This is a genomic window from Tritonibacter multivorans (assembly GCF_001458415.1).
Lineage (GTDB): Bacteria > Pseudomonadota > Alphaproteobacteria > Rhodobacterales > Rhodobacteraceae > Epibacterium > Epibacterium multivorans.
This window is the reverse complement of sequence record NZ_CYSD01000020.1, coordinates 26468-52707: the sequence shown is the minus strand read 5'-3', so window position 1 is coordinate 52707 and position 26240 is coordinate 26468. Positions and strand designations below refer to the sequence as shown.

Annotated in this window: 26 protein-coding genes and 1 riboswitch; of the genes, 7 read left to right on the top strand and 19 right to left on the bottom strand. The window is 61.2% G+C overall.

Features of this window, described 5'->3' with window-relative positions; translation table 11 throughout:
* The first annotated feature begins 17 nt into the window (after positions 1 to 17).
* The gene (locus tag TRM7557_RS07030) at positions 18 to 1466 is read left to right on the top strand and encodes a PepSY-associated TM helix domain-containing protein (RefSeq protein WP_058289570.1); all 1449 of its coding nucleotides are present in this window, start codon (positions 18 to 20) and stop codon (positions 1464 to 1466) included.
* 96 nt (positions 1467 to 1562) lie between these two features.
* Here the strand turns inward: TRM7557_RS07030 and TRM7557_RS07025 are convergent, their stop codons facing one another.
* Entirely contained in the window at positions 1563 to 2396 is an 834-nt protein-coding gene (locus tag TRM7557_RS07025) for an SDR family NAD(P)-dependent oxidoreductase (RefSeq protein WP_235811420.1), read from the bottom strand.
* A 250-nt stretch (positions 2397 to 2646) separates the two neighbouring features.
* On the opposite strand from TRM7557_RS07025, the gene argB reads away from it, so the two are divergent.
* The 3 genes from argB to TRM7557_RS07010 all read left to right on the top strand — a co-directional run bounded on the left by argB (position 2647) and on the right by TRM7557_RS07010 (position 4939).
* Positions 2647 to 3507 carry an acetylglutamate kinase gene (argB, locus tag TRM7557_RS07020; RefSeq protein WP_058289514.1) on the top strand — a complete coding sequence of 287 codons (861 nt, stop codon included), beginning with the start codon at positions 2647 to 2649 and terminating at the stop codon, positions 3505 to 3507.
* Positions 3508 to 3661: 154 nt separating this feature from the next.
* Positions 3662 to 4396 carry a hypothetical protein gene (locus TRM7557_RS07015; RefSeq protein ID WP_058289513.1) on the top strand — a complete coding sequence of 245 codons (735 nt, stop codon included), beginning with the start codon at positions 3662 to 3664 and terminating at the stop codon, positions 4394 to 4396.
* A gap of 33 nt (positions 4397 to 4429) precedes the next feature.
* On the top strand, positions 4430 to 4939 hold the full coding sequence (locus TRM7557_RS07010; protein WP_058289512.1) for a SixA phosphatase family protein: 510 nt from the start codon (positions 4430 to 4432) through the stop codon (positions 4937 to 4939).
* Positions 4940 to 4955: 16 nt separating this feature from the next.
* On the opposite strand, the gene TRM7557_RS07005 is transcribed toward TRM7557_RS07010, so the two are convergent.
* The 10 genes from TRM7557_RS07005 to crcB form a co-directional block, all read right to left on the bottom strand.
* A complete protein-coding gene (locus TRM7557_RS07005) occupies positions 4956 to 5447 on the bottom strand; it encodes a cupin domain-containing protein (protein WP_058289511.1) in 492 nt (163 codons plus the stop codon).
* Between the two features lie 76 nt (positions 5448 to 5523).
* Entirely contained in the window at positions 5524 to 5958 is a 435-nt protein-coding gene (locus tag TRM7557_RS07000) for a 6,7-dimethyl-8-ribityllumazine synthase (protein WP_058289510.1), read from the bottom strand.
* Positions 5959 to 6049: 91 nt separating this feature from the next.
* Positions 6050 to 6193: riboswitch (FMN riboswitch) on the bottom strand.
* 116 nt (positions 6194 to 6309) lie between these two features.
* Positions 6310 to 7101, bottom strand: coding sequence for an amino acid ABC transporter ATP-binding protein (locus TRM7557_RS06995; protein WP_058289509.1), 792 nt, complete (start codon positions 7099 to 7101; stop codon positions 6310 to 6312).
* Positions 7102 to 7113: 12 nt separating this feature from the next.
* Positions 7114 to 8409: an amino acid ABC transporter permease gene (locus TRM7557_RS06990; RefSeq protein ID WP_058289508.1), complete on the bottom strand. Its 1296-nt coding sequence runs from the start codon at positions 8407 to 8409 to the stop codon at positions 7114 to 7116.
* Position 8410: 1 nt separating this feature from the next.
* Positions 8411 to 9643 (bottom strand): amino acid ABC transporter permease, encoded by a 1233-nt coding sequence (locus tag TRM7557_RS06985; RefSeq protein WP_058289507.1) that lies wholly within the window; start codon positions 9641 to 9643, stop codon positions 8411 to 8413.
* Between the two features lie 123 nt (positions 9644 to 9766).
* Positions 9767 to 10783, bottom strand: coding sequence for an amino acid ABC transporter substrate-binding protein (locus TRM7557_RS06980; protein WP_058289506.1), 1017 nt, complete (start codon positions 10781 to 10783; stop codon positions 9767 to 9769).
* 316 nt (positions 10784 to 11099) lie between these two features.
* Complete coding sequence (locus TRM7557_RS06975; RefSeq protein WP_058289505.1) at positions 11100 to 11810, bottom strand: ATP12 family chaperone protein; 711 nt, start codon at positions 11808 to 11810, stop codon at positions 11100 to 11102.
* A gap of 4 nt (positions 11811 to 11814) precedes the next feature.
* Positions 11815 to 12486: an HAD-IA family hydrolase gene (locus tag TRM7557_RS06970; RefSeq protein ID WP_058289504.1), complete on the bottom strand. Its 672-nt coding sequence runs from the start codon at positions 12484 to 12486 to the stop codon at positions 11815 to 11817.
* A gap of 18 nt (positions 12487 to 12504) precedes the next feature.
* Positions 12505 to 13551: an RluA family pseudouridine synthase gene (locus TRM7557_RS06965; protein ID WP_058289503.1), complete on the bottom strand. Its 1047-nt coding sequence runs from the start codon at positions 13549 to 13551 to the stop codon at positions 12505 to 12507.
* Complete coding sequence (gene crcB / locus TRM7557_RS06960; protein ID WP_058289502.1) at positions 13548 to 13928, bottom strand: fluoride efflux transporter CrcB; 381 nt, start codon at positions 13926 to 13928, stop codon at positions 13548 to 13550. The genes TRM7557_RS06965 and crcB overlap by 4 nt, the downstream gene beginning before the upstream one ends.
* Positions 13929 to 14090: 162 nt before the next feature.
* Between crcB and TRM7557_RS06955 the strand changes: the two genes are divergently transcribed.
* Positions 14091 to 15473: a multicopper oxidase family protein gene (locus TRM7557_RS06955; protein WP_058289501.1), complete on the top strand. Its 1383-nt coding sequence runs from the start codon at positions 14091 to 14093 to the stop codon at positions 15471 to 15473.
* 3 nt (positions 15474 to 15476) lie between these two features.
* Here TRM7557_RS06955 and TRM7557_RS06950 read toward each other — a convergent pair whose 3' ends face one another.
* From TRM7557_RS06950 to TRM7557_RS06940, 3 genes are all read right to left on the bottom strand, one after another.
* Positions 15477 to 16805, bottom strand: coding sequence for a replication-associated recombination protein A (locus TRM7557_RS06950; protein WP_058289500.1), 1329 nt, complete (start codon positions 16803 to 16805; stop codon positions 15477 to 15479).
* Positions 16805 to 18190 (bottom strand): trypsin-like peptidase domain-containing protein, encoded by a 1386-nt coding sequence (locus TRM7557_RS06945; protein WP_058289499.1) that lies wholly within the window; start codon positions 18188 to 18190, stop codon positions 16805 to 16807. The genes TRM7557_RS06950 and TRM7557_RS06945 overlap by 1 nt, the downstream gene beginning before the upstream one ends.
* Positions 18191 to 18395: 205 nt before the next feature.
* Positions 18396 to 19478 carry a 3-deoxy-7-phosphoheptulonate synthase gene (locus TRM7557_RS06940; RefSeq protein WP_058289498.1) on the bottom strand — a complete coding sequence of 361 codons (1083 nt, stop codon included), beginning with the start codon at positions 19476 to 19478 and terminating at the stop codon, positions 18396 to 18398.
* Positions 19479 to 19816: 338 nt separating this feature from the next.
* On the opposite strand from TRM7557_RS06940, the gene TRM7557_RS06935 reads away from it, so the two are divergent.
* A complete protein-coding gene (locus TRM7557_RS06935) occupies positions 19817 to 21214 on the top strand; it encodes an MATE family efflux transporter (protein ID WP_058289497.1) in 1398 nt (465 codons plus the stop codon).
* On the opposite strand, the gene TRM7557_RS06930 is transcribed toward TRM7557_RS06935, so the two are convergent.
* Both TRM7557_RS06930 and TRM7557_RS06925 read right to left on the bottom strand, forming a co-directional pair.
* Complete coding sequence (locus TRM7557_RS06930; protein ID WP_058289496.1) at positions 21211 to 21852, bottom strand: YitT family protein; 642 nt, start codon at positions 21850 to 21852, stop codon at positions 21211 to 21213. The genes TRM7557_RS06935 and TRM7557_RS06930 overlap by 4 nt on opposite strands.
* Before the next feature lie 454 nt (positions 21853 to 22306).
* A complete protein-coding gene (locus tag TRM7557_RS06925; RefSeq protein WP_074942058.1) occupies positions 22307 to 23095 on the bottom strand; it encodes a YitT family protein in 789 nt (262 codons plus the stop codon).
* A 196-nt stretch (positions 23096 to 23291) separates the two neighbouring features.
* Between TRM7557_RS06925 and TRM7557_RS06920 the strand changes: the two genes are divergently transcribed.
* Positions 23292 to 23627, top strand: coding sequence for a zinc ribbon domain-containing protein YjdM (locus tag TRM7557_RS06920; protein ID WP_058289495.1), 336 nt, complete (start codon positions 23292 to 23294; stop codon positions 23625 to 23627).
* Between the two features lie 516 nt (positions 23628 to 24143).
* On the opposite strand, the gene rplQ is transcribed toward TRM7557_RS06920, so the two are convergent.
* From rplQ to rpsK, 3 genes are all read right to left on the bottom strand, one after another.
* A complete protein-coding gene (rplQ, locus tag TRM7557_RS06915; RefSeq protein WP_058289494.1) occupies positions 24144 to 24569 on the bottom strand; it encodes a 50S ribosomal protein L17 in 426 nt (141 codons plus the stop codon).
* A 147-nt stretch (positions 24570 to 24716) separates the two neighbouring features.
* The gene (locus TRM7557_RS06910) at positions 24717 to 25733 is read right to left on the bottom strand and encodes a DNA-directed RNA polymerase subunit alpha (protein ID WP_058289493.1); all 1017 of its coding nucleotides are present in this window, start codon (positions 25731 to 25733) and stop codon (positions 24717 to 24719) included.
* A gap of 114 nt (positions 25734 to 25847) precedes the next feature.
* The gene (gene rpsK / locus TRM7557_RS06905) at positions 25848 to 26237 is read right to left on the bottom strand and encodes a 30S ribosomal protein S11 (protein WP_058289492.1); all 390 of its coding nucleotides are present in this window, start codon (positions 26235 to 26237) and stop codon (positions 25848 to 25850) included.
* Between the last annotated feature and the right edge of the window lie 3 nt (positions 26238 to 26240).

The following is a 26240-nucleotide window of genomic DNA, read 5'->3' as shown; positions in this document are numbered from 1 at the left end:
CTATGGAGACTTCCATTATGGCACTCAGCCACTCTTCTGAGGCTGCGCCCGCAACGCGCGCGCAGGCCCCTTCTCAACAGACCACAGACCTCAATACCCGCACCGCCGCACAGAAGTTCTATTTCGCCGCCTGGCGCTGGCATTTCTATGCAGGGCTCTATGTCATCCCCTTCATGATCATGCTTGCGGTGACCGGCATGATGATGATGCTTCTGACCCAGTATCAGGGGCGCGACGGTGAAAAGATCCGCATCGAACAGGGCGAGACCCCGCTGCGGGTTGAGGCCCAGATGGAAGCCGCCCTTGCCGCACAACCTGGCACAATTGTTGAATGGATCGGCCCCAAAGGTGACGATCTGGCCACCGTTTTCCGCATCGCCCCCGAAGAAGGTGGCAACCGCCTTGTGGCGATGAACCCCTACACCGGCGACATCGTGAAGATCTGGGACCGCCGCACCGGCTGGTATGACTGGGCCGACAATATGCATGGATCGCTGTTGATCGGTGACACCGGCGACCGGCTGATCGAAATCGCTGCAGGCCTGTCGATCGTACTGGTCCTGACCGGCCTTTACATCTGGTGGCCCCGTGGCAACTGGACCGCCGCGCTAATCCCCAATCTGCGCGCCAAGGGGCGTGCCCTCTGGAAAAGCCTGCATGCGGTGATCGGCTTCTGGATGTCGGCTCTGCTGATCGTCTTCCTGATCTCTGGCCTCGCCTGGGCTGGGATCTGGGGCGGTAAATTCGTCCAGGCCTGGTCCACCTTCCCGGCGCAGAAATGGGACAATGTGCCCCTGTCTGATGTCACCCACCACGAAGCCCTGAACCATGGCCACACCAATGATGTGCCCTGGGCGCTGGAGCAGACCCTGATGCCAGAAAGCGGCTCTGCTGCGGGTCTGACCGGTGTTCCTGCGCAGACCTCTGTGACCTTGGAGAGTGTCATCATTCTGGGCCGCCACCTCGGCATGGAGGGTCGGTTCCGCGTCGGTTTCCCCCGTGGTGACACAGGCGTCTGGACCATCAACCGCGACAGCATGTCCTCCGACAGCACGGACCCCTTTGTCGATCGGACCATCCATATCGACCAATACAGCGGTCGGATTCTGGCGGATGTGAAATACGAAGACTACTCTTGGGCGGGCAAATCCATGGCCGTGGGCATTCCCTTCCACATGGGCCTGATGGGCACGTGGAATTTCATTTTGAACATGGCCTTCTGCCTCAGCGTGATTTTCCTGTCCGTCTCTGGCGTGGTCATGTGGCTCAAACGCCGCCCCGCACGCGCAGGCCGTCTGGCGGCCCCGCCGGTGCCTGCGGAACTGCCGTTCTGGAAAGGCGCTGTGGTCATTGGCTTGTTCTGTTCGCTGGCCTTCCCGCTGGTCGGGCTGACACTGCTGGCGGTCCTTGCGTTTGACCTGCTGGTCCTTGGGCATATTCCCGCCCTGAAGCGCGCCTTCAGCTAAAAACAAAAGGGAGGCGGCCCGCATTCCGGGCCCCTCCCTTCCTCTGGCCGCCCCCTCTCCGGGCAGCACGCAGGCAGCCGTGCCCCGCACGCCCCCTCAGACGTGCTGCGCCCCATTCACCTCGATCTCAGCGCCCGAGATATAGGAGCTCTGCTCCGAGCACAGGAAATAGATCGCGTCAGCCACCTCGCTTGGCTGTCCCAGCCGTCGCATGGGCAGCTTCTCCACGATCTTCTCGGTGCCGGGTGACAGGATCGCGGTTTCCACCTCTCCCGGCGCGATCGCATTCACCCGCACGCCCAGCGGGCCAAAGTCATGGGCCATCTCGCGCGTCAATGCGGCCAGCGCCGCCTTGGAGGTCGCATAGGCTGCCCCTGCAAATGGATGCACCCGGCTGCCCGCGATCGAGGTCACATTGACGACCGACCCCTTGGCCGCCGCCAGCTCGTCCTTCAGGCCCCGCGCCAGCACGACAGAGGCAAAGAAATTCACATGAAACACCCGCCCCCAGTCGATCAGATCGGTGGTCAGTGTGCTGAGACGTTCGCCCTCGGGGCCTTTGGGCGAAATGCCCGCATTGTTGACCAGCGCGTCCAGCTTGCCGTCCAGACGCTCTTGAATTTCCCCGACCGCATTGATGGTGTCCGCCGGGTCGCCCAGATCCAGCTGCACGTGATCATCCTTGCCGCCGCCCCAGGGGCATTCCTCGGGGAAAGGCTGGCGCGAACAGGTGATCACCCGCCAGCCCTCGGCGTGGAATTTGCGCACGGTGGCATGGCCAATGCCCCGGCTTGCGCCCGTCAGCAGCAGCGTCTTGGGCCGCTCTGTCTTTGGGCGTGCAGCAGTGGCGTCATCGGCGGCAGCGTGATGCGGGCATGTGCCCTCTGTGGTGGTCATATCGGCCTCTTTGACATGGGGTGCAGCAGGCATCCAGCGCTTCCTCAAGGGGATTCGCACGGCCCGTTGCCCGCAACCCTATCAGCCTATTCCGGCGCTGCAATCCGCCCAGATAGCCCCCGTGCAATGCCCCGTGCATTTTGGAAAGCCTGCGCTTTCTTTGCGGCTGCATCTTGGCATATCTGGCCGTTTCGGGTAGGACAGCCGCCAAATTGCACGCGCCCGCCCTTGACCGCCGCCGCAGAAGGTTGCATCAGCGCGCTTCTTCAGGACAAATCGCAGGATGAAAACCCAAGACATGAACCGTGACTGGATCGCCACCGCCGAAACCCTTTCCTCTGCCCTGCCGTATATGCAGCGCTATGATGACGCCGTTGTTGTTATCAAGCTTGGCGGCCATGCCATGGGCAGCGACGCGGCCATGGAAAGCTTTGCCCGCGATGTGGTGCTGCTGCGACAGGTGGGCGTGAACCCGGTGATCGTCCACGGCGGCGGCCCGATGATCAATGCCATGCTCGACAAGCTGGCGATCAAGTCCGAATTTGTGAACGGCAAGCGCGTCACCGATGCGGCCACCATGGAAGTGGTGGAAATGGTTCTGTCCGGTGTCGTCAACAAACGCATTGTGCAGGCGATCAACGCGCAGGGCGGCAAGGCCGTGGGCCTGTCGGGCAAGGATGCAGGGCTGATTACCTGCGACCAGACCAACCCCGACCTCGGGTTCGTGGGCACGCCCGCCAAGATCGACACCAAAGTTTTGGCGACGCTGTTTGAAAACGAAATGATCCCGGTCATTGCCCCCATTGGCGCAGGCCCCAAGGGCGAAACCTTCAACATCAACGGCGACACGGCCGCCGGTGCCATTGCCGGTGCGCTGAAAGCCGACCGCCTGCTGCTGCTGACCGATGTTGCGGGCGTCAAGAACAACGACGGCGAAGTGGTCACCGAGCTGAGCGCCGCAGATGTCGAGGCCATGACCCAAGACGGCGTGATCGCTGGCGGCATGATCCCCAAGACGGAGACCGCGCTCAAGGCCGTGCGCGACGGCGTGCGCGCTGCGATCATTGTGGATGGGCGCGTGGCCAATGCGGTTCTGCTGGAACTGTTCACCGATCACGGTGCGGGCTCCATGATCCGCGACTGACCCGATCCACTCAACACAGCTTAAAGTTGAACCGCCTTTCAGCCCCTTCGGGGGCTGTTTTGCGTTTTAGGGCAGGTTTGCCCGTCCCAAAGGCATGGCACGATCTCGCAATTGTGGATTGATCTTTACCCACCAGCCTCCTTAGACTGACCGCATGGAGGAGCTGTCACGGTACTTTGAGATCGAGCGGCGCGCAGAAGCTCTGGGGCTTTGCGTGATGGGGGCTGTTGTGGCTTCCGATCTTGACCCGCAGCCCCCTCACAACCATGGCGCGATTTCCCAAGATTGTTCCGGCCCGCTGATCCTTTTGGGCACGGCGCCATCGTTTTGGCCGCAGCTGCGAAACAGCCCGGAATTTGCCGACGGTGCCGCCGACCCAATCGATCGCTGGTCCACCCGCGTCTTGACCGCTCTGGCCACCGATCTTGGGGCCCGCGCACGCTTTCCCTTTGGGGGGCCGCCCTATGAACCTTTCATCGCTTGGGCCCATCGTTCGGGGCGGTTTTTCACATCGCCGTCGCAAATGATGGTGCATGATCAACACGGTATGATGATTTCCCTGCGCGGGGCGCTCGAATTTGAAGATGACTTTGCAACCCCAACCCCGGCCCGCACAGCGCCGCCCTGCGACAGCTGTGAAAGCCGCGCCTGCCTGTCGGCCTGCCCGGTCGGGGCCATGCCCGAGGGCGGTCCCTATAATGTCGCGGCCTGTGGCACCCGTCTTGCGCAGCCCGCAGGCGCTCCCTGCCTGTCCGGCGGCTGCTTGGCCCGACGTGCCTGCCCGCTCAGTGCAGGCGCCCAGCGCGACCCCGGCCAGAACGCCCACCACATGCAGGCTTTCTTTGCCAACCTGTGCCCCTCAACGCCAACCATAAAGACCCCCGCCTGAACCAAAACCACATACCATAAGAAGCGAGCGCCCATGTCCTTGACCCTGATCCTGACCCGCCACGCAAAATCTGACTGGAGCACCCAGACCCCTTCAGATCATGCCCGCCCGCTGAATGCCCGTGGCCGCAAATCGGCCGGCGTTCTGGGCGACTGGATCCGCGCCCTGCCCGCAGGCCAGCGCCCGCAGCAGGCGCTGTCCTCCTCGGCGGCCCGGACCCGCGAAACACTGGCGCTGATGGAACTGTCGATTGCCGAGACCTTCACCGAACGGCTTTATCTGGCCACGCCCGAGGTCATGCTGCGCGCCCTACAGGAAGCCGAAGCCGAACGGGTTCTGATGTTGGGTCATAATCCCGGCATTGCCGAATTTGCCCATCAGCTGGTGGATCACACACCAGACCACGCAAGGTTCGAGGACTACCCGACCGGCGCGACCACCCTGATCCAGTTCGAGATCTGCAAATGGTCCGACCTGCGCCTTGGCACAGGCCGGGTTCTGGATTTTGTGGTCCCGCGCGAACTGTTGGCGGAACCCGTCTAACCGCTTTTAGAACCGTTTATTTCTTGCCGACGGTCCCGCCCAATTCTTCCAGCGCATCGTGATTCACAAGGGTCCAGGGCAGCCCCTGATTGCGGAAGATGCGCTTACCTTTATTGGGATAATCCGCCACGTCGTGGTCCAGCCGCTGGCCCACCACAATACAGCGCAGAACGTCACTGCCGGTGTTCTTCATCGTATGCGCCAGCCCGCCCGCCCGGTAGCCAATGAAATCGCCAGGCCCAATGGCATGGGTCTCGTCACCAATCACCACCTCGCCAGAACCAGACAGAACAAAGGTGCATTCGTCCTCGTGGTGGTGCACATGGTATTCGGTGCTCTCGAACCCCGGCTGCACCTCAATAAGATGAAACCCAAGGCCCGTCAGGCCCGTCATATCCCCAAGCGAGATATTGGCGCGCTTGGCACCATCATTCAGAAAATGGGTTTTGGCTGTGCCTTCAGCAGCCGCAATCTCGGCTGCGGTCACAATGTATCGCTCGTCACTCACGGTGAAGCTCCCAGTTGATTTCAACCCAGAGCATAGCAGGAAGCCAGGCGCGAAGCCCAGCTTCCCTGCGCTGACATTATTGCGCGATCAGGCGGCGGGTCTCGGTGATCTTCAGCGCCGCCTGCGCCGCCTCGCGGCCCTTCTGGACGAAATGGTCGCGGTAGATCGCAATGTGATGCGCGGTCTCTTGGAAGTGATGCGGGGTCAGCGACACCGACAGAACCGGCACGTCACTGTCCAGCCCCGCGCGCATCAGGCCATCGACCACGGCTTGGGCCACAAAGTCATGGCGATAGATGCCACCATCCACCACCAGCGCCGCTGCGGCCACAGCTGCATAGCGGCCAGAGCGCGCCAGATCGCGCGCCATCAGCGGCATTTCAAAGGCGCCGGGGACGTCAAAGACATCAATCTGATCGGCCGGGATCAGCTCCTGAAAGCCAACCAGCGCCTGATCGACAATATCGGCATGCCAGCCGGCTTTGATGAATGCGTATCGGGTTTGTGTCATCGGTAATCTCCTGTGCATGTGACACGACACCCAAGGCGATTACACGCGGGCCCATGCGTCCGGTCCAAAGAACCAGTTGCCTGCGCCGCGCGCTGTCTCTCTTCCATCCGGACTGTTACCGTCGGCTCAGGAGTTGCACCTGATCTGCTGACCCCCGGGCAGTGCCCGAGGCGCTCGCGGGCTTACATTGCTGCTTACCGCCGGTGGGGAATTTCGCCCCGCCCTGAGAACGCCTCCTTCTGGCAGCGCTGCGCGGGTGGAACAAGTCTGGATGCGACCAAAAAAGAAAAAGGCCGGACAAAACCGGCCTTTTCGTTGCGTCTTTTTCAGGAGCCTAAATCAGGGACCGCCTTAGTGGCCCAGAATCTGGCTCAGGAACTGCTGGGTGCGTTCGGACTGCGGGTTGTTGAAGAACTCTTCCGGTTCGTTCTGCTCCACAATCTGACCGTCCGCCATGAAGATCACGCGGTTTGCCACCTGACGGGCAAAGCCCATCTCGTGGGTCACGCACAGCATGGTCATGCCCTCTTCCGCCAGTTCGATCATGGTGTCGAGCACCTCTTTGATCATCTCCGGATCCAGCGCCGAGGTCGGTTCATCAAACAGCATAATGCGCGGCATCATGCACAGGGACCGCGCGATCGCCACACGCTGCTGCTGACCACCGGACAGCATGCCCGGATATTTATGCGCCTGATCGGGGATCTTCACCTTCTCAAGGAAATGCATCGCGCGTTCTTCGGCTTCTTTCTTGGGAACCTTACGGACCCAGATCGGCGCCAGCGTGCAGTTTTCCAGAATGGTCAGATGCGGGAACAGGTTGAAGTGCTGAAAGCACATGCCAACCTCGGACCGGATCTTGTCGATGTTTTTCAGGTCCGAGGTCAGCTCGGTCCCATCAACAATGATCTGCCCCTGCTGGTGTTCTTCCAGCGCGTTCAAGCAGCGGATCAGGGTGGATTTACCGGACCCGGACGGGCCCGCAATCACGATCCGCTCGCCGCGATTGACGGTCAGGTTGATATCCCGCAGCACGTGGAACGATCCGTACCACTTGTTCATGCCAGAGATTTGGATCGCGACCTCATCCGAGACCTGCATCTTGGAGCGGTCGATTTCGCGTTCGATTGCCAGTTCAGACATATCTTGAACTCCTTAGTGGTGATCGGTGGCGAGACGACGCTCCAGCCACTGAGAATATTGAGAGATGCCGTAGCAGACGACGAAGAACAGCAAGGCCGCAAAGCCCCAAAGCTCCCAGTAGACGCCATTCCATTCAGCAGACCCGCCCAGGATCGGGCCACGGATCATGCCGACCAGATCAAAGAGCGAGATCACGGAAACCAGCGTGGTGTCTTTGAACAGACCCACAGCAACGTTCACGATGCCCGGAATAGAGATCTTCAGTGCCTGCGGCAGGATGATCAGGCGCATGGCCTGCGGGTAATCCAGACCCAGACTGTCAGCTGCCTCGTACTGCCCCTTTGGCAAAGCGGCCAGACCACCCCGGATCACCTCGGCCACATAGGCCGCAGAGAACAGGGTCATCATGATCACAACGCGCACAAACAGGTCGACGTTTGCATCCGGCGGGAAGAAGTAGCTCAGCATCACGGACGCCACAAACAACAGCGTGATCAGCGGCACGCCCCGGACGAACTCAATGAAGATCACGCACATGCCCTTGATCAGCGGCATGTTCGACTGACGGCCCAGCGCCAGGGCAATGCCCAGCGGGATCGACAGCGACACACAGGTGACGCCCAGCATCATGTTCAGCATAAAGCCACCAAGGTCACGCGACGGGACATGTTCCAGCCATGCGCCCTCATTGGCCCCATCAGGGATCAGCATCGTGCCAATGATCCAGACCGCAAAGGCCGCAACGATGGCGCCGATAAACCCAAGGGCAAAGTTGTTCTTGCCGTAAGCGCCAAACACAAACGCCGCAGCCGCACAGCCCAAAAAGGCCACGATCGGCGCCATAATGGTGCCACCCCAGATCAGCCAGAAGGCGACAAAGGGATAGGCCACGGTGAACGCCAGCATCTTGCGCGGCAGGTCAAAGAACAGCACCGGAGCAATGGCGATCAACATGAACACAAAGGCCAGTGTCGGACGCCAGTATTGGTCGCTGGGATAGTTGAAGCCAAACAGCAGCTGGTTCCAGCGCTCGGTCAGGACCGAGAAACAGGCCCCAAAGCGGCCCTCCAGAACCTCGCGACATTCAGTCAGGCTCGACGTGGTCCAGACCCCGTTCAAAACCCACGGCAGGAAGGTGCTCAGGATCACATAGATCAGATAGAGCGACACCAGCGTCAGGAGGCTGCTCTGCCAGTTGGAGAACAGGTTCTCGCGCAGCCATTTGACCACGCCCGTCTGGTTGGCAGGCGGCGGCGACGGCGGGATGCTTTCGGTGGCGACGAAGGCGACGGAATTTTGTTCGCTCATCTCAGCGCTCCTTCAGCTTCACGGATGCGTTGTAGAAGTTCATCACCAGCGATGTGACCAGTGACACGGTGAGGTAGAACGCCATCAGCAAAAGCACGCACTCAATCGCCCGGCCGGTCTGGTTCAGCGTAATGCCACCCAGGGTCGCGGTAATGTCCGCATAGCCCACAACAATCGCCAGAGAGGAGTTCTTGGTGATGTTCAGGTAATGCGAGATCAGCGGCGGAATGATCACCCGCAGCGCCTGCGGCAGAACCACCAGGTTCATCACGCGGCTTGGGCGCAGACCCAGCGCTGCGGCGGCCTCGGTCTGGCCCTTGGACACAGCCTGAATACCGGCACGGACGTTTTCCGCAATGAAAGCCCCGGTGTAAATCGACAGCGCGAACCACAGTGCGATCAGCGGACCGCCGACCTTGATACCGCCTTTGAAGTTAAACCCCTTGAGCGCAGGCAGTTCCCACGCCAGTCCCAGGACGAACATCAAGACGATCAGCGGCACAAACCAGACCGCCAGGAGCGGCAGCAGGGTTTTCGGACGCTCGCCGGTGGCTTCCTGTTTGGCAGCGGCCCAGCGGTTGATCGCACGCGCACCAAAGAAAGACCCGATCAGCCCCGCAATCACCAACAGCCAATTGCCCTGGGCGCTGGCAAAGAGGCCATGCTCAAAGTACGGCATCGGAATGTAGACGCCGCGGTTGGTGAAGGCGAACATGTCCAACAGCATCGAGGCCGTGGCATCGTCGCCCCGGAACGCGCGCGGTGCGGGCATGACAGCGGTCATGATGGTGAAGATGATGATGATCCAGATCAGCACCGGAATGTTCCGGAAGATCTCGACGTAGACAGCCATCAGCTTGGAAATCAGCCAGTTCTTCGACAGGCGCAGAACACCGGCAACCACCCCGAAGATGGTGGCGGTGATACAGGCCAGGAAGGCGACCAGCAGTGTGTTCAGCGCGCCCACAAGGGCGGCACGGCCGTGGCTGGATTGGCTGCTATATTCAACCAGACGCTGGTTGATATCGTAACCAGCCGGGTTCTGGAAGAACGCAAAAGAGATGTTCAGACCTGCTTCTTCCAAGTTGGTCAGCAGGTTGGACCCCAGATAAAAGATCGACAGCGCAACCAGTATGGCCGCAATGGCCTGGAAGGTCAGTGATCTGTAGCGGGTGTCGTTGAACAGCATGGACAGCCGAAAGTTGTCTTTCGGCGGGTCGGTCAAAGTCGACATATAAGATTATCCCCGTGGTCTGTCGCGCGGATCTTGGTGAGGTTTGCCCCACTCTGCACGGCGCGCAGCACTTACTTGCAGAAAGGGCGCGGTGTGAAACCGCGCCCTTCCCCGAAGGTCAAATTAACGGAACGGCGGAGCGTAGAGCAGACCACCTTCGGTCCACTGTGCGTTCAGGCCGCGTGCCAGACCAACCGGTGTGTCGACACCGATGTTCTTGGCAAAGATCTCACCGTAGTTGCCGGAGACCATGATCGCGCGCTTGGCCCATTCTGCGTCCAGACCCAGCATCTCGCCCAGGGTGCCTTCGGTCCCCAGCAGGCGGTTGATTTCCGGGTTACCGGTGCCCGAAGACAGCTCAGCAACATTTGCAGAGGTCACGCCCAGCTCTTCAGCTGCGATCAGCGCGTTCAGAGTCCAGCGGACAATGTCGCCCCACTCTGCGTCGCCATGACGGACCAGCGGGCCCAGCGGCTCTTTGGAAACGATTTCCGGCAGAACAACATGCGCGCCCGGATCGTCGAAGGTCGCGCGGGTTGCGGCCAGACCAGATGCGTCGGTGGTGTAGGTGTCACATGCACCGGCCAGATACTGCTGCTGCGCCTCAGAATCGGTTTCGATCGGAACCGGCTCGTAAGAGATGTTGTTGGCGCGGAAGAAGTCCGCCAGGTTCAGCTCGGTGGTGGTGCCGGTCTGGATACAAACGGTTGCACCGTCCAGTTCCTTCGCAGAGGACACGCCCAGATCTTTGGGAACCATGAAGCCTTGACCGTCGTAGTAGTTCACGCCGGTGAATTCGAACTTCAGGTCAACATCGCGCGAGAAGGTCCAAGTGGTGTTACGCGCCAGAACGTCGATCTCGCCGGAAGCCAGCGCGGTGAAGCGGGTCTTACCGGTGGTGGAGATGAACTCGACCTTGGAGCTGTCGCCCAGAACCGCAGCTGCGATCGCGCGGCAAACAGCCACGTCAAAGCCTTGCCATTCGCCGTTTGCATCAGGGGATGCAAACCCGACCAGGCCGGTGTTGACGCCGCACTGCAGTTTGTCGCGTGCTTTTACATCGTCCAGGGTGCCAGCCGCAGCTGCACCAGCGGACAGGGTCGCAACGGTCAGCGCGCCCAGAATGTAGGATTTCTTCATTTTTACCTCTTCCTGTGGTCCCACCTGTATCGGTGGTGATTTTCCCCTTCGCCCCTGACTTGCCTGCAATTGCCCGGTGTTGGGGTTTCAGCGAAGCAAGCACATTTGCGACAGGATGCGGCGTGATTGAGCCAAGCCGCGAGGGAAGTCTGAGCGCATTCTCCCGGAAAGGTCAAGGGCAGCATCACTGGAAATGATGCTGCCCTCACAAAGTTTGATCAGATTTTGGGATCCAATCTCATGCCCGATTTTTTTTGCAAGAACCTTCTCCTTTTCAGCGTGTTAGCGCCAAGCATTCGAAGATTCTTGCGCAGGGCTATTCAGAACAGCTGCGGAAGAAGGCCACTGCATGGGCGAAACTCTTTTTCTTTTCACCCTCCATGCTGCGCGCTTCTTCATCAATGCCCCACTGTTCTTCCTGCCAACGTTCGTCCAAACGGGAAGCTTCCCACAGCGCATCAACTTCCAGATGATCAAGTGCCGCTGCAAAACCAAGAATCAGTGATCCGGAAATCCCAACGAGGTCATGAAAGGCCGCCAGTTCAAAGGCGGTGAACCCGTGGACCCGCTTTCGCAAAGCTGCAAGAGCCGCCGCGTCCTGACCTTCGTGCAGAATGCCGGTGCGCGGCTCCAGCCGTGCGCCCAGCGCCTCTGCCCCCCAGTCCAGCAGCGGGTCCCAGACCTCGGCCTGACGGGCCACCAGCCCTTCGGGGCCATCGGCGCGGTAACACAGAAGGTCACTGTCGCCATATTCGGCCAGCATGTCGGCGACCTCGGCAAACTGCACCGTCACCTTGTCGATCGACGCATTGGCCGATCGGGTAAACGGCATGGTCAGCGGGTCCACGCCCTCGTCCTGCGCGTCCCATTCTGCGGCAATGGCCTCGGCCATTTTGCGGGTCGGCACCACCAGTGCGGATTTCGCAGGCGTCTTGACCTTGCGCCCATCCAGCGCCACGGCAAAGCCGCGCGCCTCTTCCACCACAGAGACTTCTTTCCAGAACCGTTTCTGTTTCCACTCGCTCATGTCGTCAGTCTTTCCATATATCGTTCAACAGCGGCAGCAGCGCGCTGTAGTCAGAGATCAGATAGTCGCCGTCCAAACGCCCCGACGGGTGATAGCCCCAGTCGACGCCAATGGTGGTGACACCGGCGGCCCGGCCCATTTGCATGTCAAAGGTGGTGTCGCCAATCATCACGCAGTGTTCGGGCTGCACGCCGGTCTCTGTCAGCGCTGTCAGCACCATGCTGGGATGCGGTTTCGACGGGTGATGATCCGCCACCTGCCGGGTCACAAACATATGCAGCCCATGCCCGTCGATCAGCCCATCAAGCCCGCGCTGGGATTTGCCCGTGGCCACCCCCAGCAGAAATTCCGGCACGCTGTGCAGCGCCTCCAGACAGGCCCGCGCACCGGGATAAAGCGGTGAATGATCCGGCCCCATGCGTTCCCGCGTGGCCTTGTAAGCAATCTTGTAACCTTCGACGATCTGCGCCTGCACGGCCTCGGACTGCGCGGGCGCAAGTTGCGCCAGCGCCTGTGGCAAGGACAGGCCCACAATCGACAGGATCTCCTCCCGTGTGGGCGCTATCACGCCTTCGGCCGCAAACGCCTGCGCCATACAGGCGACAATGGTGCCCTGGCTGTCCACCAGGGTGCCATCGACGTCAAACAGAACCAGCTTCAGCGGCGTGCCCGTCATGCCAAGCCCCCGCGCTGGTTAGAACAGGGTTTCAAACGGGTCGTCGGCGGCCATGCAGGGCTCCCAGCCAAAGGTGTCCCAGCTTTCTTTCATATGGCTCGGCAGCTCGGCCTCCACGGTGATGACCTTCTGTGTCACCGGATGCTGGAACTGCAGACGGCGCGCGTGCAGGTGCAGTTTCTTGGAGATAATCCCGCCAATCTGCGCGCCCCAGCCATCGCCAAGGTTTTCCTGACCCGAGCCACCATATTTGCCGTCGCCAATGATCGGATGACCCAGCCCCGCCATATGCGCCCGCAGCTGGTGGGTGCGGCCGGTGATCGGCTCCATCGCAACCCAGCTGGCGCGGCTCGCCACACGGTAGAGGGTCGCGTAATAGGTATGCGCCCGTTTTGCACCGGGCGTGTCGCGGATCTCATCGGGGTGCACGGCGATCATCTTCTCGCCCTCGCCCGATTTGCCGTGACCACCAGCCTTGACCAGACCGGTCTTGATCTCACCCAGATAGGGCGTCGGCACACCCGCCACCAAGGCCCAGTAGATCTTGCGGGTGTCTTTGTGACGGAAGGCCGCGGTCAGCCCTTGGGCTGCCTTGCGGGTGCGCGCCAGCACCAGAACGCCGGATGTGTCCTTGTCCAGACGGTGCACCAGACGCGGTTTTTCTTCCGCATCAAACTGCAAGGCCGCCGACAGGCCATCGACATGTTTGGTGGTGCCGGATCCGCCCTGCACCGCCAGACCCGCCGGTTTGTTGATCGCGATCACATCGTCATCTTTATAGATCACCGCGTCGCGCATCATCTTTGCATCCGCGTCCGAGATCTTCATCTCGCGCGGCTCTGCCGGTTTCAGATCCGTTGCAGGCAGCGGCGGCACGCGCACGACCTGTCCGGTTTCCACACGGGTGTTGGCCTTCACCCGGCCCCCGTCCACGCGCAGTTCGCCTTTGCGGCACATCTTTTCAACACGCCCCTGATTCACATGGGGAAACAGCCGCCGCAGCCACCGGTCCAGGCGCTGGCCGCCATCGTCTTCGGTGACGGTAATCATTTGCACGCCGCTCATAGCAGGACTCCTCTGGCAGCCATCAACCCCAAGGCCAGCCCACCAACGGACAGGCCCACAGACAGGGCAACATATAGAAGCGCGGGGGCAATGTCACCGCGCTCCATCAAGGTCATGGTCTCAAGCGAAAAGGCCGAAAAGGTGGTGAACCCACCCAGGATCCCGGTCATCACAAAAGGCGACAGATGGGTCAGACCGCGTTGCGCCGCCACCACCACAAAGACGCCCATCAGGAACGAGCCGAGGATATTGCACCCCAGCACCGCCACGGGAAACGGCCCCGCCCCCAGCGCGCGCAGCACGCCAACACCGGCGAGGTATCGCAGGCTTGCGCCAATCGCGCCGCCAAGGGCCACTTGAAGAACAGACATAAACATATGCCGCCCTTCGCCCGCCGGGGGGAAGATGTCAAGCGTGCCGGGCCGTTGGCACCTCTTATGCAGGGCGGCGCTGCAGTTTCTGCAAAGCTTCCAGTGGGTGGACGGGTTGCCCTTTGCCCCGCCGCGCCTAGTGTTTTTGGGAAACCAAAGGAAGCCCACATGCCACAACCGCGCCTCAGCCGCCGCCAGATTCTCGCCGGGATGGCGACCCTGCCCGCCTTTCCGTCCCTGGCGCAGGCCAATGGGACGCCGCAGCTGCTGCGCCTGATGCCCTCAACACAGCAGATCGCGCCCGAGGGCTATCCTGCCACTGATCTTTGGACCATCAATGGCCGCCTGCCCGGTGAGGCCCTGCATGCGGCCCAAGGGGACCGGCTGCGGGTCACGGTCCAGAACGACCTGCCTCAGCCCAGCGCGCTGCACTGGCATGGCATCCGGATCCAGAACACGATGGACGGCGTGCCCGGCATCACGCAGGACCCGATCGCCCCCGGCGCGCGCTTTGACTATGATTTCGCCCTGCCCGACGCGGGCACCTATTGGTATCACTCCCACGCGCAGGCGATCGAGCAGGTCGAACGCGGCCTCCAAGGGCCGCTGATTGTCAATGAGGCCGAAGCCCCGGATGTGGATCAGGACCTGACCCTAATGCTCGACGACATGCGCCTGACCCGCGAGGCCGCGATTTCCGAGGGCTTCGACAATGGCCACGACCTGTCGCACGGCGGGCGCTTGGGCAATGTGCTGCTGACCAATGGCACGATGCAGGCCGCCTATCCGGTCCAACAAGGCAACCGCCTGCGCCTGCGCCTCATCAACAGCGCCAATGCGCGGATTTTCACGCTGGGGCTGCAAGGGCTGCGCGGCTGGATCATGGCGCTGGATGGGATGCCGTTACCTGCGCCGCAGAACCTACCTGACCGCATCACGCTCGCCCCGGCGCAACGCGTTGACCTGTTTGTCGATGTGACCGCCGCCGCAGGCGAAGATGCCTTTCTGATCCATTTCGACCGCGACGGCGGGTTTGAGCAGGCGCGTTTTCTGGTCTCGGGCGCAGGCACAGCGCGCCCCGCGCCGCCCCCTCTGCCGCCAAACCCCGACTTCCCGATTGACCTGACACAGGCTCGCAACGTCGATCTGACCATGGAAGGTGGCGCCATGGCTTGGCTGCAAAAGGCACAGCTGGATGGCGTCGCACTCGACGGGCGGGCCTTGGCGCAAATCGGCAAGTTCTGGGCCTTCAACGGCCATGTGGGCCGCCCCGCCGAGCCGCTGGTCACCGCCAACCTTGGCGAAACCATCCGCGTGACCCTGCGCAACACCACCCGTTGGCCGCATGCGATGCATCTGCACGGCATGCATTTTGCCGAGGTGCTGCCGGATGGCCAGCTTGGCCCCCTGCGCGATACGCTGTTGATGCAACCGGGGGACACCCGCGACATCGCCTTTCAGGCCCATAACCCCGGCGACTGGCTGTTTCACTGCCATATGCTGGGCCACCATATGGCCGGCATGGGCACATGGGTGCGGGTGTTGGGATAGGCCCTAGCCGCCCCGCTGCGCGCGCAGTTTGGCGAAATACTCGACGCGTTTTTTCAAATCCCGCTCAAACCCGCGTTCCACCGGATCATATAGCGTCGGCCGTTCGATCCCATCCGGGAAGTAATTCTGGCCCGAAAACCCATCTTCCGCGTTGTGGTCGTAATCATAGCCCGTGCCATAGCCCTGATCCTCCATCAGCTTGGTCGGCGCATTGAGGATATGTTTGGGCGGCATCAGCGACCCGGTCTGTTTTGCCAACCGCCGCGCCGCCTTATAGGCCATGTAGCCCGCATTGGTTTTCGGCGCGAGCGCCAGATAGATCACCGCCTGCGCCAGCGCGAGTTCCCCTTCGGGGCTGCCAAGGCGTTCATAGGTCTCCCAGGCCTGCAGGCAGATCGCCTGCGCCTGCGGGTCGGCCAGCGCGATGTCTTCCACCGCCATCCGCGTCAAGCGCCGCGCCAGATAGCGGGGGTCTTCGCCGCCCTCCAACATCCGCGCATACCAATACAGCGCTGCATCCGGGTCTGATCCGCGCACGGATTTATGCAGCGCCGAAATCAGGTTATAATGCTCATCCCCGGACTTGTCGTATTTCGCGGCGCGTTTCATCAACCGCGTCGACAGCGCCTCGCGGCCCAGGGGGTCACTGACACGCCACGCCGCAACCTGTTCGATCAGGTTCAAGAGCGCCCGCCCATCGCCATCGGCCATTTCCTGAAGTGCGGATCGCGCATCGGGCGTCAGCGGCAGCGCCCGGCCCAGTTCGGCCTCTGCGCGCGCGGTCAACCGTTCTAGATCATCGTCTGACAGGCGTTCCAGCACCAGCACCTGCGAGCGGGACAGCACCGCGGCGTTCAGTTCAAAACTGGGGTTCTCTGTTGTGGCGCCAACGAGCAAAATCGTGCCGTCTTCCATATGCGGCAGAAACCCGTCCTGCTGCGCTTTGTTGAAACGGTGGATCTCGTCCACAAACAGCAGCGTGCCCTGCCCGGTCTGGCGGCGTACCTTGGCGGCTTCAAAGACCTTTTTCAGATCCGGCACGCCGGTAAAGATGGCAGAGATCTGCACAAAATGCAGGTCCGTTTCCTGCGCCAGCAGCCGCGCAATGGTGGTCTTGCCCACCCCCGGCGGCCCCCAGAAAATCAGCGATGACAGCGACCCCGCGGCCAGCATGACACCCAGCGGCGCCTCTGGCCCCAGCACCTGTTCCTGCCCGATCACCTCGCCCAGGGACTGCGGCCGCAACCGGTCCGCCAGCGGGCGCGGTGCTGCGCGGCCCGGATCCGGCGTGTCGATCCCTTTGGGCGCGCCGCTATCGAAGAGATCCGCCATCAGAGCCGGAACCGCAATTGCACGTGACGCCCACGGCGCTGCACGTCCAGACGGACCCACCGGCCCGCTTCCGCCAGGAAATCCGGCAGATCCTCGGCCCGTTCCAGCGTGGCGCGATTGACCGCCAAAATCACATCGCCGGGCTGCACCCCCACCCGCGCGGCCACAGGGCCGGGGTCGGTGACAACCACGCCTTTGGTGTCCAGCGGCAACTGCATCTGCGACACCAGCTTGGGCGTCAGATCGGCCACGGTCAGCCCCGGCAACGCGGCGCGATCATTCAGCGTTAGCGTGCGCAGCTCATCCCCGCCCGGTGCGACCTGCAGCGGAATGTCATGAGTGCTCACCTTGCCTGCGCGCAGGCGCGTGACCTCAGCCGTATTGCCCAATCCCGCCACCGTCAGGCGAAACACCATTTCCGCCGGAGACGTCACCGACAACCCATCCACGGCCAGCACCACATCCCCGACGCGAAAGCCTGCCTCGGCAAAGGGGCTTTGGTCATGAAGCTCGGAAATCAGCATACCATCGGCGCGCTCTAGCCCCAGGGCTTCCGCCAGATCATAATCCACGCTTTGCCCGCTCATGCCCGCCCAGGGGCGTTGGAATTCCTCGGTGCCCACCTCGGCTTGTCGCAAAAATTCAGAGACCAAATTCGCCGGAATCGCAAAGCCAATGCCATTGGACCCGCCGGATCGGCTGAGGATACGGGTGTTGATCCCGATCAGATCGCCCCGAATATCAATCAGCGCACCGCCCGAATTGCCGGGGTTGATCGGCGCGTCGGTCTGGATGAAATACCCAAACCCCTGCCCGCCGCCGGAGCCAGTGCGCGCCAACCCGGAGATAATCCCCGACGACACGGTCTGCCCCACCCCAAAGGGGTTGCCAATCGCAAGCGCCAGCTCTCCGACCTCGACGCGGTCACTGTCGCGCAGGTGCAGAAACGGCAGGTCTTCGGCCCCTTCCAGCCGCAGCAGCGCCAGATCGCTGTCCTTGTCGGCCAGGATCACCTCGGCCCGGTATTCGCGGCGTTCATTGGTGACCACGCGAATGTCGGTGGCCATGCCAACCACATGGTAATTCGACACCACCAGCCCGTCCGCCGACAGGATCACACCAGAGCCGAGCGAGTTCTGAACCCGCGGCCGTGGCTGGGTCAGGCCGCGGAAAAATTCGTCAAAGAAGGGATCGCCCGCAAAAGGGCTGCGGGTCTGCCCCTGACGCACGATCTTGGCGTAGATGTTCACAACCGCAGGGGCAGATTGTTTGACCACCGGGGCAAACCCCATGGCGATCTCGGCCTGCGACTGCGGCACGCGGGTTTCAGCCAGCGCAAGGGTCGGCAACATCAGTGAAACGGCTAAGAACAGGGCGCGCAGCATCAATTGTGATTCCTCTTTGGTGCAAAGAGGATATGCGAAGCCAAAGCCCCTAATGCAAGCCAAAGCGCACACCAAAAGCAAAGCGCACCCCGCAGGGTGCGCTCCTCGTCTGAGGCCGCACAACGTGAGGAGCGCGCGACCGCCAAGACTTGCGCGCCCCCTCGGGGAGGAATGGGGCGCGCAAAACCTAATGAACCGGGCAGCCTTAACCTGCAAGACGGGCGCTGGCGGTGCGGCGGGTTTCCACCGCTTCGGCCAGTTTGCGCAGCTGCACCACGGTGTCGTCCCAGCCGATGCAGCCATCGGTGACGGACTGGCCGTAGGTCAGTTTCGACAGGTCACCGTCTTTGGGCAGATCCTGACGGCCCGCAACAATGTGGCTCTCGATCATAATGCCGGTGATGCGGCCATCGCCCACGGCGATCTGGCCTGCGACATCTGCCAGCACCTCGGGCTGTTTCTCCGGATCCTTGCCAGAGTTCGCGTGGCTTGCGTCAATCATCACCTGACCGCGGATGCCGTCTTTTTCCGCCGTGCGGCAGGCCTTGTCGACACTGTCCGCGTCAAAGTTGGTGCCGCCACCGCCACGCAGGATAATGTGGCAATCCGGGTTGCCGGAGGTATGGGCAATCGCCGCCAGACCGGATTTCGCCATCGCCATGAAATGATGCGGCGTCGCGGCTGAACGCACCGCATCAATGGCGATCTGCACATTGCCACGGGTGCCGTTCTTGAACCCCACCGGGCAGGACAGGCCCGAGGCCATCTCGCGGTGGATCTGGCTTTCGGTGGTGCGTGCGCCAATCGCCGCCCAGGACACCAGATCATCCAGGTACTGCGGCACAGCGGTGTCGAGGAATTCGGTGCCCACCGGCAGGCCCATTTCATTCACCTGCAGACACAGCTGGCGCGCCTTGGACAGGCCCTTATTGATGCGGAACGACCCATCCAGATCCGGGTCATTGATCAGACCCTTCCAGCCCGCAATGGTGCGCGGTTTTTCAAAGTAGACGCGCATGACGATTTCCAGCCGGTCGCCCAGTTCCGCGCGCAGCGGCGCGAGGCGGCGGGCATAATCCATCGCGGCCTCTGGGTCATGGACCGAACAGGGCCCCACGACCACCACCAGACGGTCGTCGCGGCCGTGCAGAATGTCCTGAATGCGCGCGCGCGCCTCCAGCACGGTTTTGCGCGCCGCATCGGTAAGCGGATGCTTCACCTCGAGCGCTTCGGGGCAGATCAGTTCCTGCATGTCGTTGATCCGGATGTCCTGAGTTTGCTTGGTCATTTTCGGTGTCCTGTCAGTGTTTAATCTGTGTCAGGCCCCGTCTTGATCCTCAGGCGTGAGATACAAAAAAACCGCCCGGGATCCTGGGGCGGTTGGTATCTGGTGTCTGTTGTCGCTCTTTCTTTACAGCGCGACTGACCCTCCGACCGCCTGATGGCTCGGATAATAAAAATACCAGAATGCGGCATAGGATTGAGGGCGGGTCATGTTCATGTGACGGACGCTAACGGAGATTCGGAAAACTGTCGATCCCCTATTTTCACCCCTTGCTTGTGTTTTTTTCTAGGCTCCGGCAGGGGGTGTGCCTACATGGGAAAGACCACCCAACGGAGGCCCCCATGGCGGAACAGGCAAAATTCCTCAGCGGCAATTTATTCCGCCATATCACCGTGATGTCCTTCACCGCCTCGCTTGGTTTGATGGCGGTTTTTGCGGTGGATTTCGTCGATATGATCTTCATCTCCATGTTGGGGAAGGACGAATTGGCCGCGGCTGTCGGCTATGCGGCGGCGATTTTGTTTTTCACCACCTCGTTCAATATTGGCGTGGCCATTGCGGCCGGCGCGCTGGTCGCCCGCGCGCTTGGCGCGGGCAATGCAGCGCAAGCGCAGGCGCGGGCGTCCCATGCGCTGCTGGCGGGCGGTCTTGCCTGCGCAGGCTTTGTGGTGCTCATTTGGCTGTCCTTGGAGACGCTTGTATCACTGGTCGGGGCCTCCGGGCGCCCCCATGACCTGGCGGTGCATTACCTGCAGATCATTGTCCCCAGCCTGCCGTTCCTGCTGATCGGCATGGCGGGGGGGGCGATCCTGCGCGCCCATGGCGATGCCCGACGCGCGATGATGGCCACCATCGCAGGCGGTCTGGTCAATGCGGTGCTGGACCCGATCCTGATTTTTGGACTGGATCTGGAACTGACCGGGGCAGCGCTGGCCTCGGTCGCGGCACGGATCGCGATGGCCTATTTTGCTCTGGCGCCGATCTTTCGCCATCACGGCGGTCTGCGCTGGCCGCGGCCGCTTGCCTTTCTGCGGGATCTGCCCCCGATTGCCGCCATCGCGCTGCCCGCCATTCTGACGCAGCTGGCCACCCCTGTGGGCCAAGCCTATGTCACCCGCGCCATGGCCGAATTCGGCGAAGAGGCGGTCGCCGGCATGGCCATTGTCGGCCGTATGACGCCGCTGGCCTTTGCCACGATTTTCGCGCTCTCTGGGGCGATTGGACCCATTGTCGGGCAGAACTTCGGGGCCGGACAGCTGCCCCGCGTGCGCCAGACCCTGCGGGATTCGCTGATCTTTACCGGGCTGTTTGTTGTCGCCATGGCGCTGCTGCTGTTTTTGCTGCGCGATCATGTCATTGCGCTGTTCAACGCCACAGGCGACGCGCAGACGCTGATCTACCTGTTCTGCGGACCGCTGGCGCTGATGTTCTTTTTCAACGGGGCGCTGTTTGTCGCCAACGCCTGTTTCAACAACCTTGGACGGCCGTTTTATTCCACATGGCTGAACTGGGGCCGACATACGGTGGGGACGATCCCCTTTGTGTGGGTGGGTGCGCAGCTCTGGGGGGCGCCGGGGGCCTTGGTGGGGCAGGCTCTGGGCGGGTTGATCTTTGGGCTTCTGGCGGTCTGGCTGGCCCTGCGCCTGATCGACCAGACCGAAACCACCCCGGTCGTCGCCACCCCCGGTCTGTTCCAGCGACAGGCGCGTCAGGTGGTGCTGTTCTTCAACCGGCGCTAAGTGCGGCTGTCTTCTTCGCCCGAAGGCGTCGCACGCCCATAGCCGGGACGCCCGGTGCCCGACTGCGCCACGTCAAAGTTCCATACGATACAGAAGTTCGTCACCATCGCGCCGAGGAACGACCACAGCAGCTGATCCGCGCTCAGCACCAGCGCCGAGACTGCAAAGACACAGGCGTCAACACAGACCTGAAACCAGCCCGCCTTAAAGCCGGTGCGCTGTTCGATAAGGATGCCCAAGATCGTCATCCCCCCGGCCGAGGCATTGTGCCGGAAAATCGCGATCAGCCCGGCCCCCGAACAGATCCCGCCCAATAGTGCCGCCAACCATGTGTCCAGCCGCGCAAAGGACAGGAATTGCGGCAGCACCTGCGAACAGACCGAAATCCCCAGGACCACCGCCACCGTGCGCAGCGCAAAAACCGCGCCCCGGCGACGCCAGGCGAGGATCAGAAACGGCACGCCAATCACAAAGAAGATCGGGCCAAAGCCAAAAGGCAGCACATAAGACAACAAGAGCGCCAGCCCCGCCGTCTGCCCGGTCACCAGCCCCGCCGCCTTCAGAAACACCACCCCAAGGCTGCACATCAGCACGCCAAAGACGAGCCCCTGAAGATCAAAAAGCGAAAGAGGTTTCATGAGGGTCTGCCCAATAGGATCCGATTTTTGGCCACCATAGACGCTATGGCCACAAGCGCAATTCACTTGACCATTGACCGCGCCTCACGCGCCCCTCACCGCAATGTGACAAAGGGCACGGGCCCGATGCTGTACCACAGACGTTGGGATGGATGTCACGCCCCCAGGAGGGGGGCCGCAAAAGGATAGGTTTATGCTGTTCGACATCTGGCGCAGTTTCCGCGCAATGCCCCTCTGGGTGCAAATCTGGGTCGCTTTTGTGCTGGCGCCCGCCAATATTGCCGCTTTGGCCTTTCTGGATCAGCCCGGCGCGCCCCTTGTCGGCCTCTTGGCCATTGGCGGCATGATCCCCAATTTACCGATCATTTTTTACGAACGCGGGTTTTCCAAGCTGATGGCCCTGCCCCATATTCTGATCTGGACCCCGCTTTGTGTCGTGATCCTGTCGCAGCTCTCAGGCGGAACCAGCGGGGCTTATGCGACTTTCCTGATGGCGCTCTTGGTGATTGATCTGATGTCGCTCGGCTTTGACTACCCGGATTTTGTCAAATGGCTGCGGGGGGATCGCGCCATCGCCGCCTGAGCGCGCCACGCGCTCTTTGCTGCCCGTGCGCGCCACGCGCGCATTGCTTCCCGTGCCGCTTTGACGGATGTCAAAGTTCCACACGAGGATCAGGTTCATGATCCCCGCCGCCAGAAAGGACCACAGCACCTGCATAGGCGCCAGCACCAGACAGGTGCAGGCAAAGATCACCGCATCCACAGCCAGCTGCACCCAACCCGCCTTGATGCCATAGCGCTGCTCGATCACCAGCGACAGGATCGACAGGCTACCGGCCGAGGCATTGTGCCGGAACACCGCCAGCACCCCAATACCGCAGCAGATCCCGCCAAGGATCGCCGCCGCCCAAGGCGCAGGCGTGCGGATGTCCACCAGCCAGTGCAGCGCCTCCACGGTCAGGGAAATGCCAACCACCACCGCCAGCGTGCGCAGGGTAAACGCCGCCCCGCGCTGCCCCCAGGCCAGCACCAGGAAGGGCACTGCGGTGGCAAAAAAGATGCTGCCAAAGTCGAACGGCAGCACATAGGACAACAACAGCGACAGCCCCGCCGCCTGCCCGGTCACCAGACCCGCCGATTGCAGGAACAGAATGCCAAGGCTGATCAGCACCACGCCAATCGCCAGACCCTGCAGGTCAAACAGGCGCACATGCCGCCCAAAGAAGGAGGAGATCACAGACATCGAACAGAGACCTTTTACAAAACGCCGAACGGTGGCGCGTGAGGAGGAGGATAATAGGTCAACAATTATGACCTCTTTTAGGATCCAATTCCTTCAGGCGCAAGGTCTGGCCGCGTAAATTCCGCCAAAGCGGCTGGGCCGTGCTGCTCAATTCAGCAGACTGGCGGCCATAGGTCAGGTCGGCTAAAGAGAAGCCATGAATGATACCCTGCCCCCCTGCCCCGAATGCGGCTCTGTCTATGCCTACGAGATGGACAGCCTGCTGAACTGCCCCGAATGCGGCCACACCTGGTCGGCCGAGGACTCCGCCGCACCGATGATCCGCGATGCAGTAGGAAATGTGCTGGCGGACGGGGATACCGTCACGGTCATTAAGGACCTGAAGGTCAAGGGCACCTCGTCGACGGTCAAGGTTGGCACCAAGGTCCGCGGCATCCGTCTGGTCGAGGGCGATCACGACATCGACTGCAAAGTGCCGGGGATCGGCCCCATGGGCCTCAAGAGCCAGTTTGTGAAGAAAGTGTCGGAGTAAAGACACCGACGGGGGCGCTTCGGCGCCCTTTTTTGTGTCCGACCTGTGTTCTACTAAGGACAGCGCCCGAGCCTGGATGGGGGCGAAGCGCCCTCCCGGGGGGAGGGTCGGGCGCGGTCCGGCCTGTGGCCAGACTAGGGGCTGAAATCGACAAGCCGCTTTGAAAATTTAGTCTAGCACCCTTTTGCAACTCCGGAGTAGCTTGGCTCCGAAACATCCCTCGTTTGTTTTGAGGCCTTTGATGGACTTCCTAAAGAGATTTTGGATTTGGTTTCTAATAACAGCCGTTATCGCCGCTTTTTCTTTCGGCATCGGACTTTTTGTGGGCACTGGATTGGGCGACCTAAATGCCGAAATCGACTTTTGCTCGGATTCCACATCGTCCCGCTTCATTGCTAACTATGAAGCGCGAAAACAGGCCTGCCGCTAAAGCGCGCTGAGCTTCCCCCCAAAGAAAAACCCCCGCCCTGTTGCCAGAGCGGGGGTCAGTCTCAACCCAGTTCAGGGCTGAAAATATTATTCTTCGCCAGCAACTTCGATTTCTGCTGCAACGCGTGCTTTGTCAGCTGCGCCTTTTGCGGCAGTGTCGCGGTCGACGAATTCGATGATCGCCATCGGCGCCATGTCACCATAACGGAAACCGGCTTTCAGGATGCGAACGTAGCCGCCCTGACGGTCCTTGTAGCGCGGGCCCAGAACGTCGAACAGTTTCGCAACATACTGGTCCTGCTTCAGCTTGGACGCTGCTTGACGACGGGCGTGCAGATCGCCGCGTTTCGCCAGGGTGATCATCTTTTCGATGATCGGGCGCAGTTCTTTTGCCTTGGGCAGGGTGGTTTTGATCTGTTCGTGTTCGATCAGGGAGCCGGCCATGTTGGAGAACAGGGCTTTACGGTGCTCGTGAGTACGGTTCAGGCGGCGATAGCCACGTGCGTGACGCATGATTTCAGTCCTTCATATTGCGTTTTTGCTTTGTCAGGTCGGCAATGCGTGTTGCCAACTCACCTTGGGGCGGAAAGCCCAGACGTTCCCCGGCCAAACCCGGGAATTGTTTGGGGAGGGCCTTGGCCCTCCCCTTCAAAGATCAACTCAGAAGCTGTCTTCGAATTTCTTGGCCAGATCTTCGATGTTCTCTGGCGGCCAGTCTTCGACATCCATGCCGAGGTGCAGGCCCATGCCGGAGAGCACTTCTTTGATCTCGTTCAGCGACTTGCGGCCGAAGTTCGGGGTGCGCAGCATCTCGGCTTCGGTTTTCTGGATCAGATCGCCAATATACACGATATTGTCGTTCTTCAGGCAGTTTGCAGAACGCACGGACAGTTCCAGTTCGTCCACTTTCTTCAAGAGAAGCGGGTTGAACTCCAGACCGTCGTCTTCATCCGCACGGCCAGCCGATTCCGGCTCGTCGAAGTTCACGAAGATGGACAGCTGGTCCTGCAGGATGCGTGCGGCAAAGGCCAGCGCGTCCTCGGGGGTCACGGAACCGTCGGTCTCTACTTTCAGGGTCAGTTTGTCATAGTCCAGAACCTGGCCCTCACGGGTGGGCTGAACGTCGTAAGACACTTTTTTGACCGGCGAGTAGATCGCGTCGATCGGAATGAGGCCGATGGGGGCATCTTCCGGTTTGTTCTTGTCGGCGGACACATAGCCCTTGCCGGTGTTCACGGTCAGTTCCATGAACAGGTCTGCACCATCGTCGAGGTGGCAGATCACGTGCTCGCGGTTCAGAACCTCGATGCCAGCGGTTTCGGAGATGTCGCCTGCGGTGACAACTGCCGGGCCTTTTGCATTGATCGAAAGACGCTTGGGGCCTTCGACTTCCATGCGCAGGGCAACCTGCTTCAGGTTCAGGATGATGTCGGTGACATCTTCACGTACGCCTGCAACAGAGGAGAACTCGTGCAGGACGTTGTCGATCTGCACGGAGGTGATTGCGGCACCTTGCAGAGAGCTCATCAGGATGCGGCGCAGGGCGTTGCCCAGCGTCAGACCAAAACCGCGCTCCAGCGGTTCTGCAACCAAAGTCGCCTGACGTGCCGGGTCGTTGCCCGGTTTGACCTCAAGCTGTGTGGGCTTGATAAGTTCTGCCCAATTCTTGTGGATCATGCCTTCCCTCCATTCCTGTCTGTACCCCATGTCCAAAAGGTGCAGACTCCCGAGGTTTCAAATGACGCATTAGGGCCCTGCACATGGCAAGGCCCCAAAAGTTTTTCAAATCGCTTAGACGCGACGACGCTTCGGCGGGCGGCAGCCGTTGTGTGCGATCGGGGTCACATCACGGATCTGAGTGATGTTGAAGCCGATTGCGGCCAGCGCGCGCAGTGCGGATTCACGGCCGGAACCGGGACCTTGCACTTCGACCTCAAGGGTCTTAACGCCGTGTTCTTGCGCTTTTTTACCAGCATCTTCCGCAGCCATCTGTGCAGCATAGGGCGTGGACTTACGAGAGCCCTTGAAGCCCATGGTGCCAGCAGAGGACCATGCGATAGCATTACCCTGAACGTCAGAGATCAGGATTTTGGTGTTGTTGAACGAAGAGTTCACGTGGGCAACGCCCGATGCGATATTCTTACGCTCTTTTTTCTTAGTACGAGTCTTATCACGTGCCATCTG

Coding starts and splice junctions, on each gene's coding strand:
- TRM7557_RS07030 (WP_058289570.1), top strand. CDS start 18: ATGGCACTCAGCCACTCTTCTGAGGCTGCGCCCGCAACGCGCGCGCAG.
- TRM7557_RS07025 (WP_235811420.1), bottom strand. CDS start 2,396: ATGCCTGCTGCACCCCATGTCAAAGAGGCCGATATGACCACCACAGAG.
- argB (WP_058289514.1), top strand. CDS start 2,647: ATGAAAACCCAAGACATGAACCGTGACTGGATCGCCACCGCCGAAACC.
- TRM7557_RS07015 (WP_058289513.1), top strand. CDS start 3,662: ATGGAGGAGCTGTCACGGTACTTTGAGATCGAGCGGCGCGCAGAAGCT.
- TRM7557_RS07010 (WP_058289512.1), top strand. CDS start 4,430: ATGTCCTTGACCCTGATCCTGACCCGCCACGCAAAATCTGACTGGAGC.
- TRM7557_RS07000 (WP_058289510.1), bottom strand. CDS start 5,958: ATGACACAAACCCGATACGCATTCATCAAAGCCGGCTGGCATGCCGAT.
- TRM7557_RS06995 (WP_058289509.1), bottom strand. CDS start 7,101: ATGTCTGAACTGGCAATCGAACGCGAAATCGACCGCTCCAAGATGCAG.
- TRM7557_RS06990 (WP_058289508.1), bottom strand. CDS start 8,409: ATGAGCGAACAAAATTCCGTCGCCTTCGTCGCCACCGAAAGCATCCCG.
- TRM7557_RS06985 (WP_058289507.1), bottom strand. CDS start 9,643: ATGTCGACTTTGACCGACCCGCCGAAAGACAACTTTCGGCTGTCCATG.
- TRM7557_RS06980 (WP_058289506.1), bottom strand. CDS start 10,783: ATGAAGAAATCCTACATTCTGGGCGCGCTGACCGTTGCGACCCTGTCC.
- TRM7557_RS06975 (WP_058289505.1), bottom strand. CDS start 11,810: ATGAGCGAGTGGAAACAGAAACGGTTCTGGAAAGAAGTCTCTGTGGTG.
- TRM7557_RS06970 (WP_058289504.1), bottom strand. CDS start 12,486: ATGACGGGCACGCCGCTGAAGCTGGTTCTGTTTGACGTCGATGGCACC.
- TRM7557_RS06965 (WP_058289503.1), bottom strand. CDS start 13,551: ATGAGCGGCGTGCAAATGATTACCGTCACCGAAGACGATGGCGGCCAG.
- crcB (WP_058289502.1), bottom strand. CDS start 13,928: ATGTTTATGTCTGTTCTTCAAGTGGCCCTTGGCGGCGCGATTGGCGCA.
- TRM7557_RS06955 (WP_058289501.1), top strand. CDS start 14,091: ATGCCACAACCGCGCCTCAGCCGCCGCCAGATTCTCGCCGGGATGGCG.
- TRM7557_RS06950 (WP_058289500.1), bottom strand. CDS start 16,805: ATGGCGGATCTCTTCGATAGCGGCGCGCCCAAAGGGATCGACACGCCG.
- TRM7557_RS06945 (WP_058289499.1), bottom strand. CDS start 18,190: ATGCTGCGCGCCCTGTTCTTAGCCGTTTCACTGATGTTGCCGACCCTT.
- TRM7557_RS06940 (WP_058289498.1), bottom strand. CDS start 19,478: ATGACCAAGCAAACTCAGGACATCCGGATCAACGACATGCAGGAACTG.
- TRM7557_RS06935 (WP_058289497.1), top strand. CDS start 19,817: ATGGCGGAACAGGCAAAATTCCTCAGCGGCAATTTATTCCGCCATATC.
- TRM7557_RS06930 (WP_058289496.1), bottom strand. CDS start 21,852: ATGAAACCTCTTTCGCTTTTTGATCTTCAGGGGCTCGTCTTTGGCGTG.
- TRM7557_RS06925 (WP_074942058.1), bottom strand. CDS start 23,095: ATGTCTGTGATCTCCTCCTTCTTTGGGCGGCATGTGCGCCTGTTTGAC.
- TRM7557_RS06920 (WP_058289495.1), top strand. CDS start 23,292: ATGAATGATACCCTGCCCCCCTGCCCCGAATGCGGCTCTGTCTATGCC.
- rplQ (WP_058289494.1), bottom strand. CDS start 24,569: ATGCGTCACGCACGTGGCTATCGCCGCCTGAACCGTACTCACGAGCAC.
- TRM7557_RS06910 (WP_058289493.1), bottom strand. CDS start 25,733: ATGATCCACAAGAATTGGGCAGAACTTATCAAGCCCACACAGCTTGAG.
- rpsK (WP_058289492.1), bottom strand. CDS start 26,237: ATGGCACGTGATAAGACTCGTACTAAGAAAAAAGAGCGTAAGAATATC.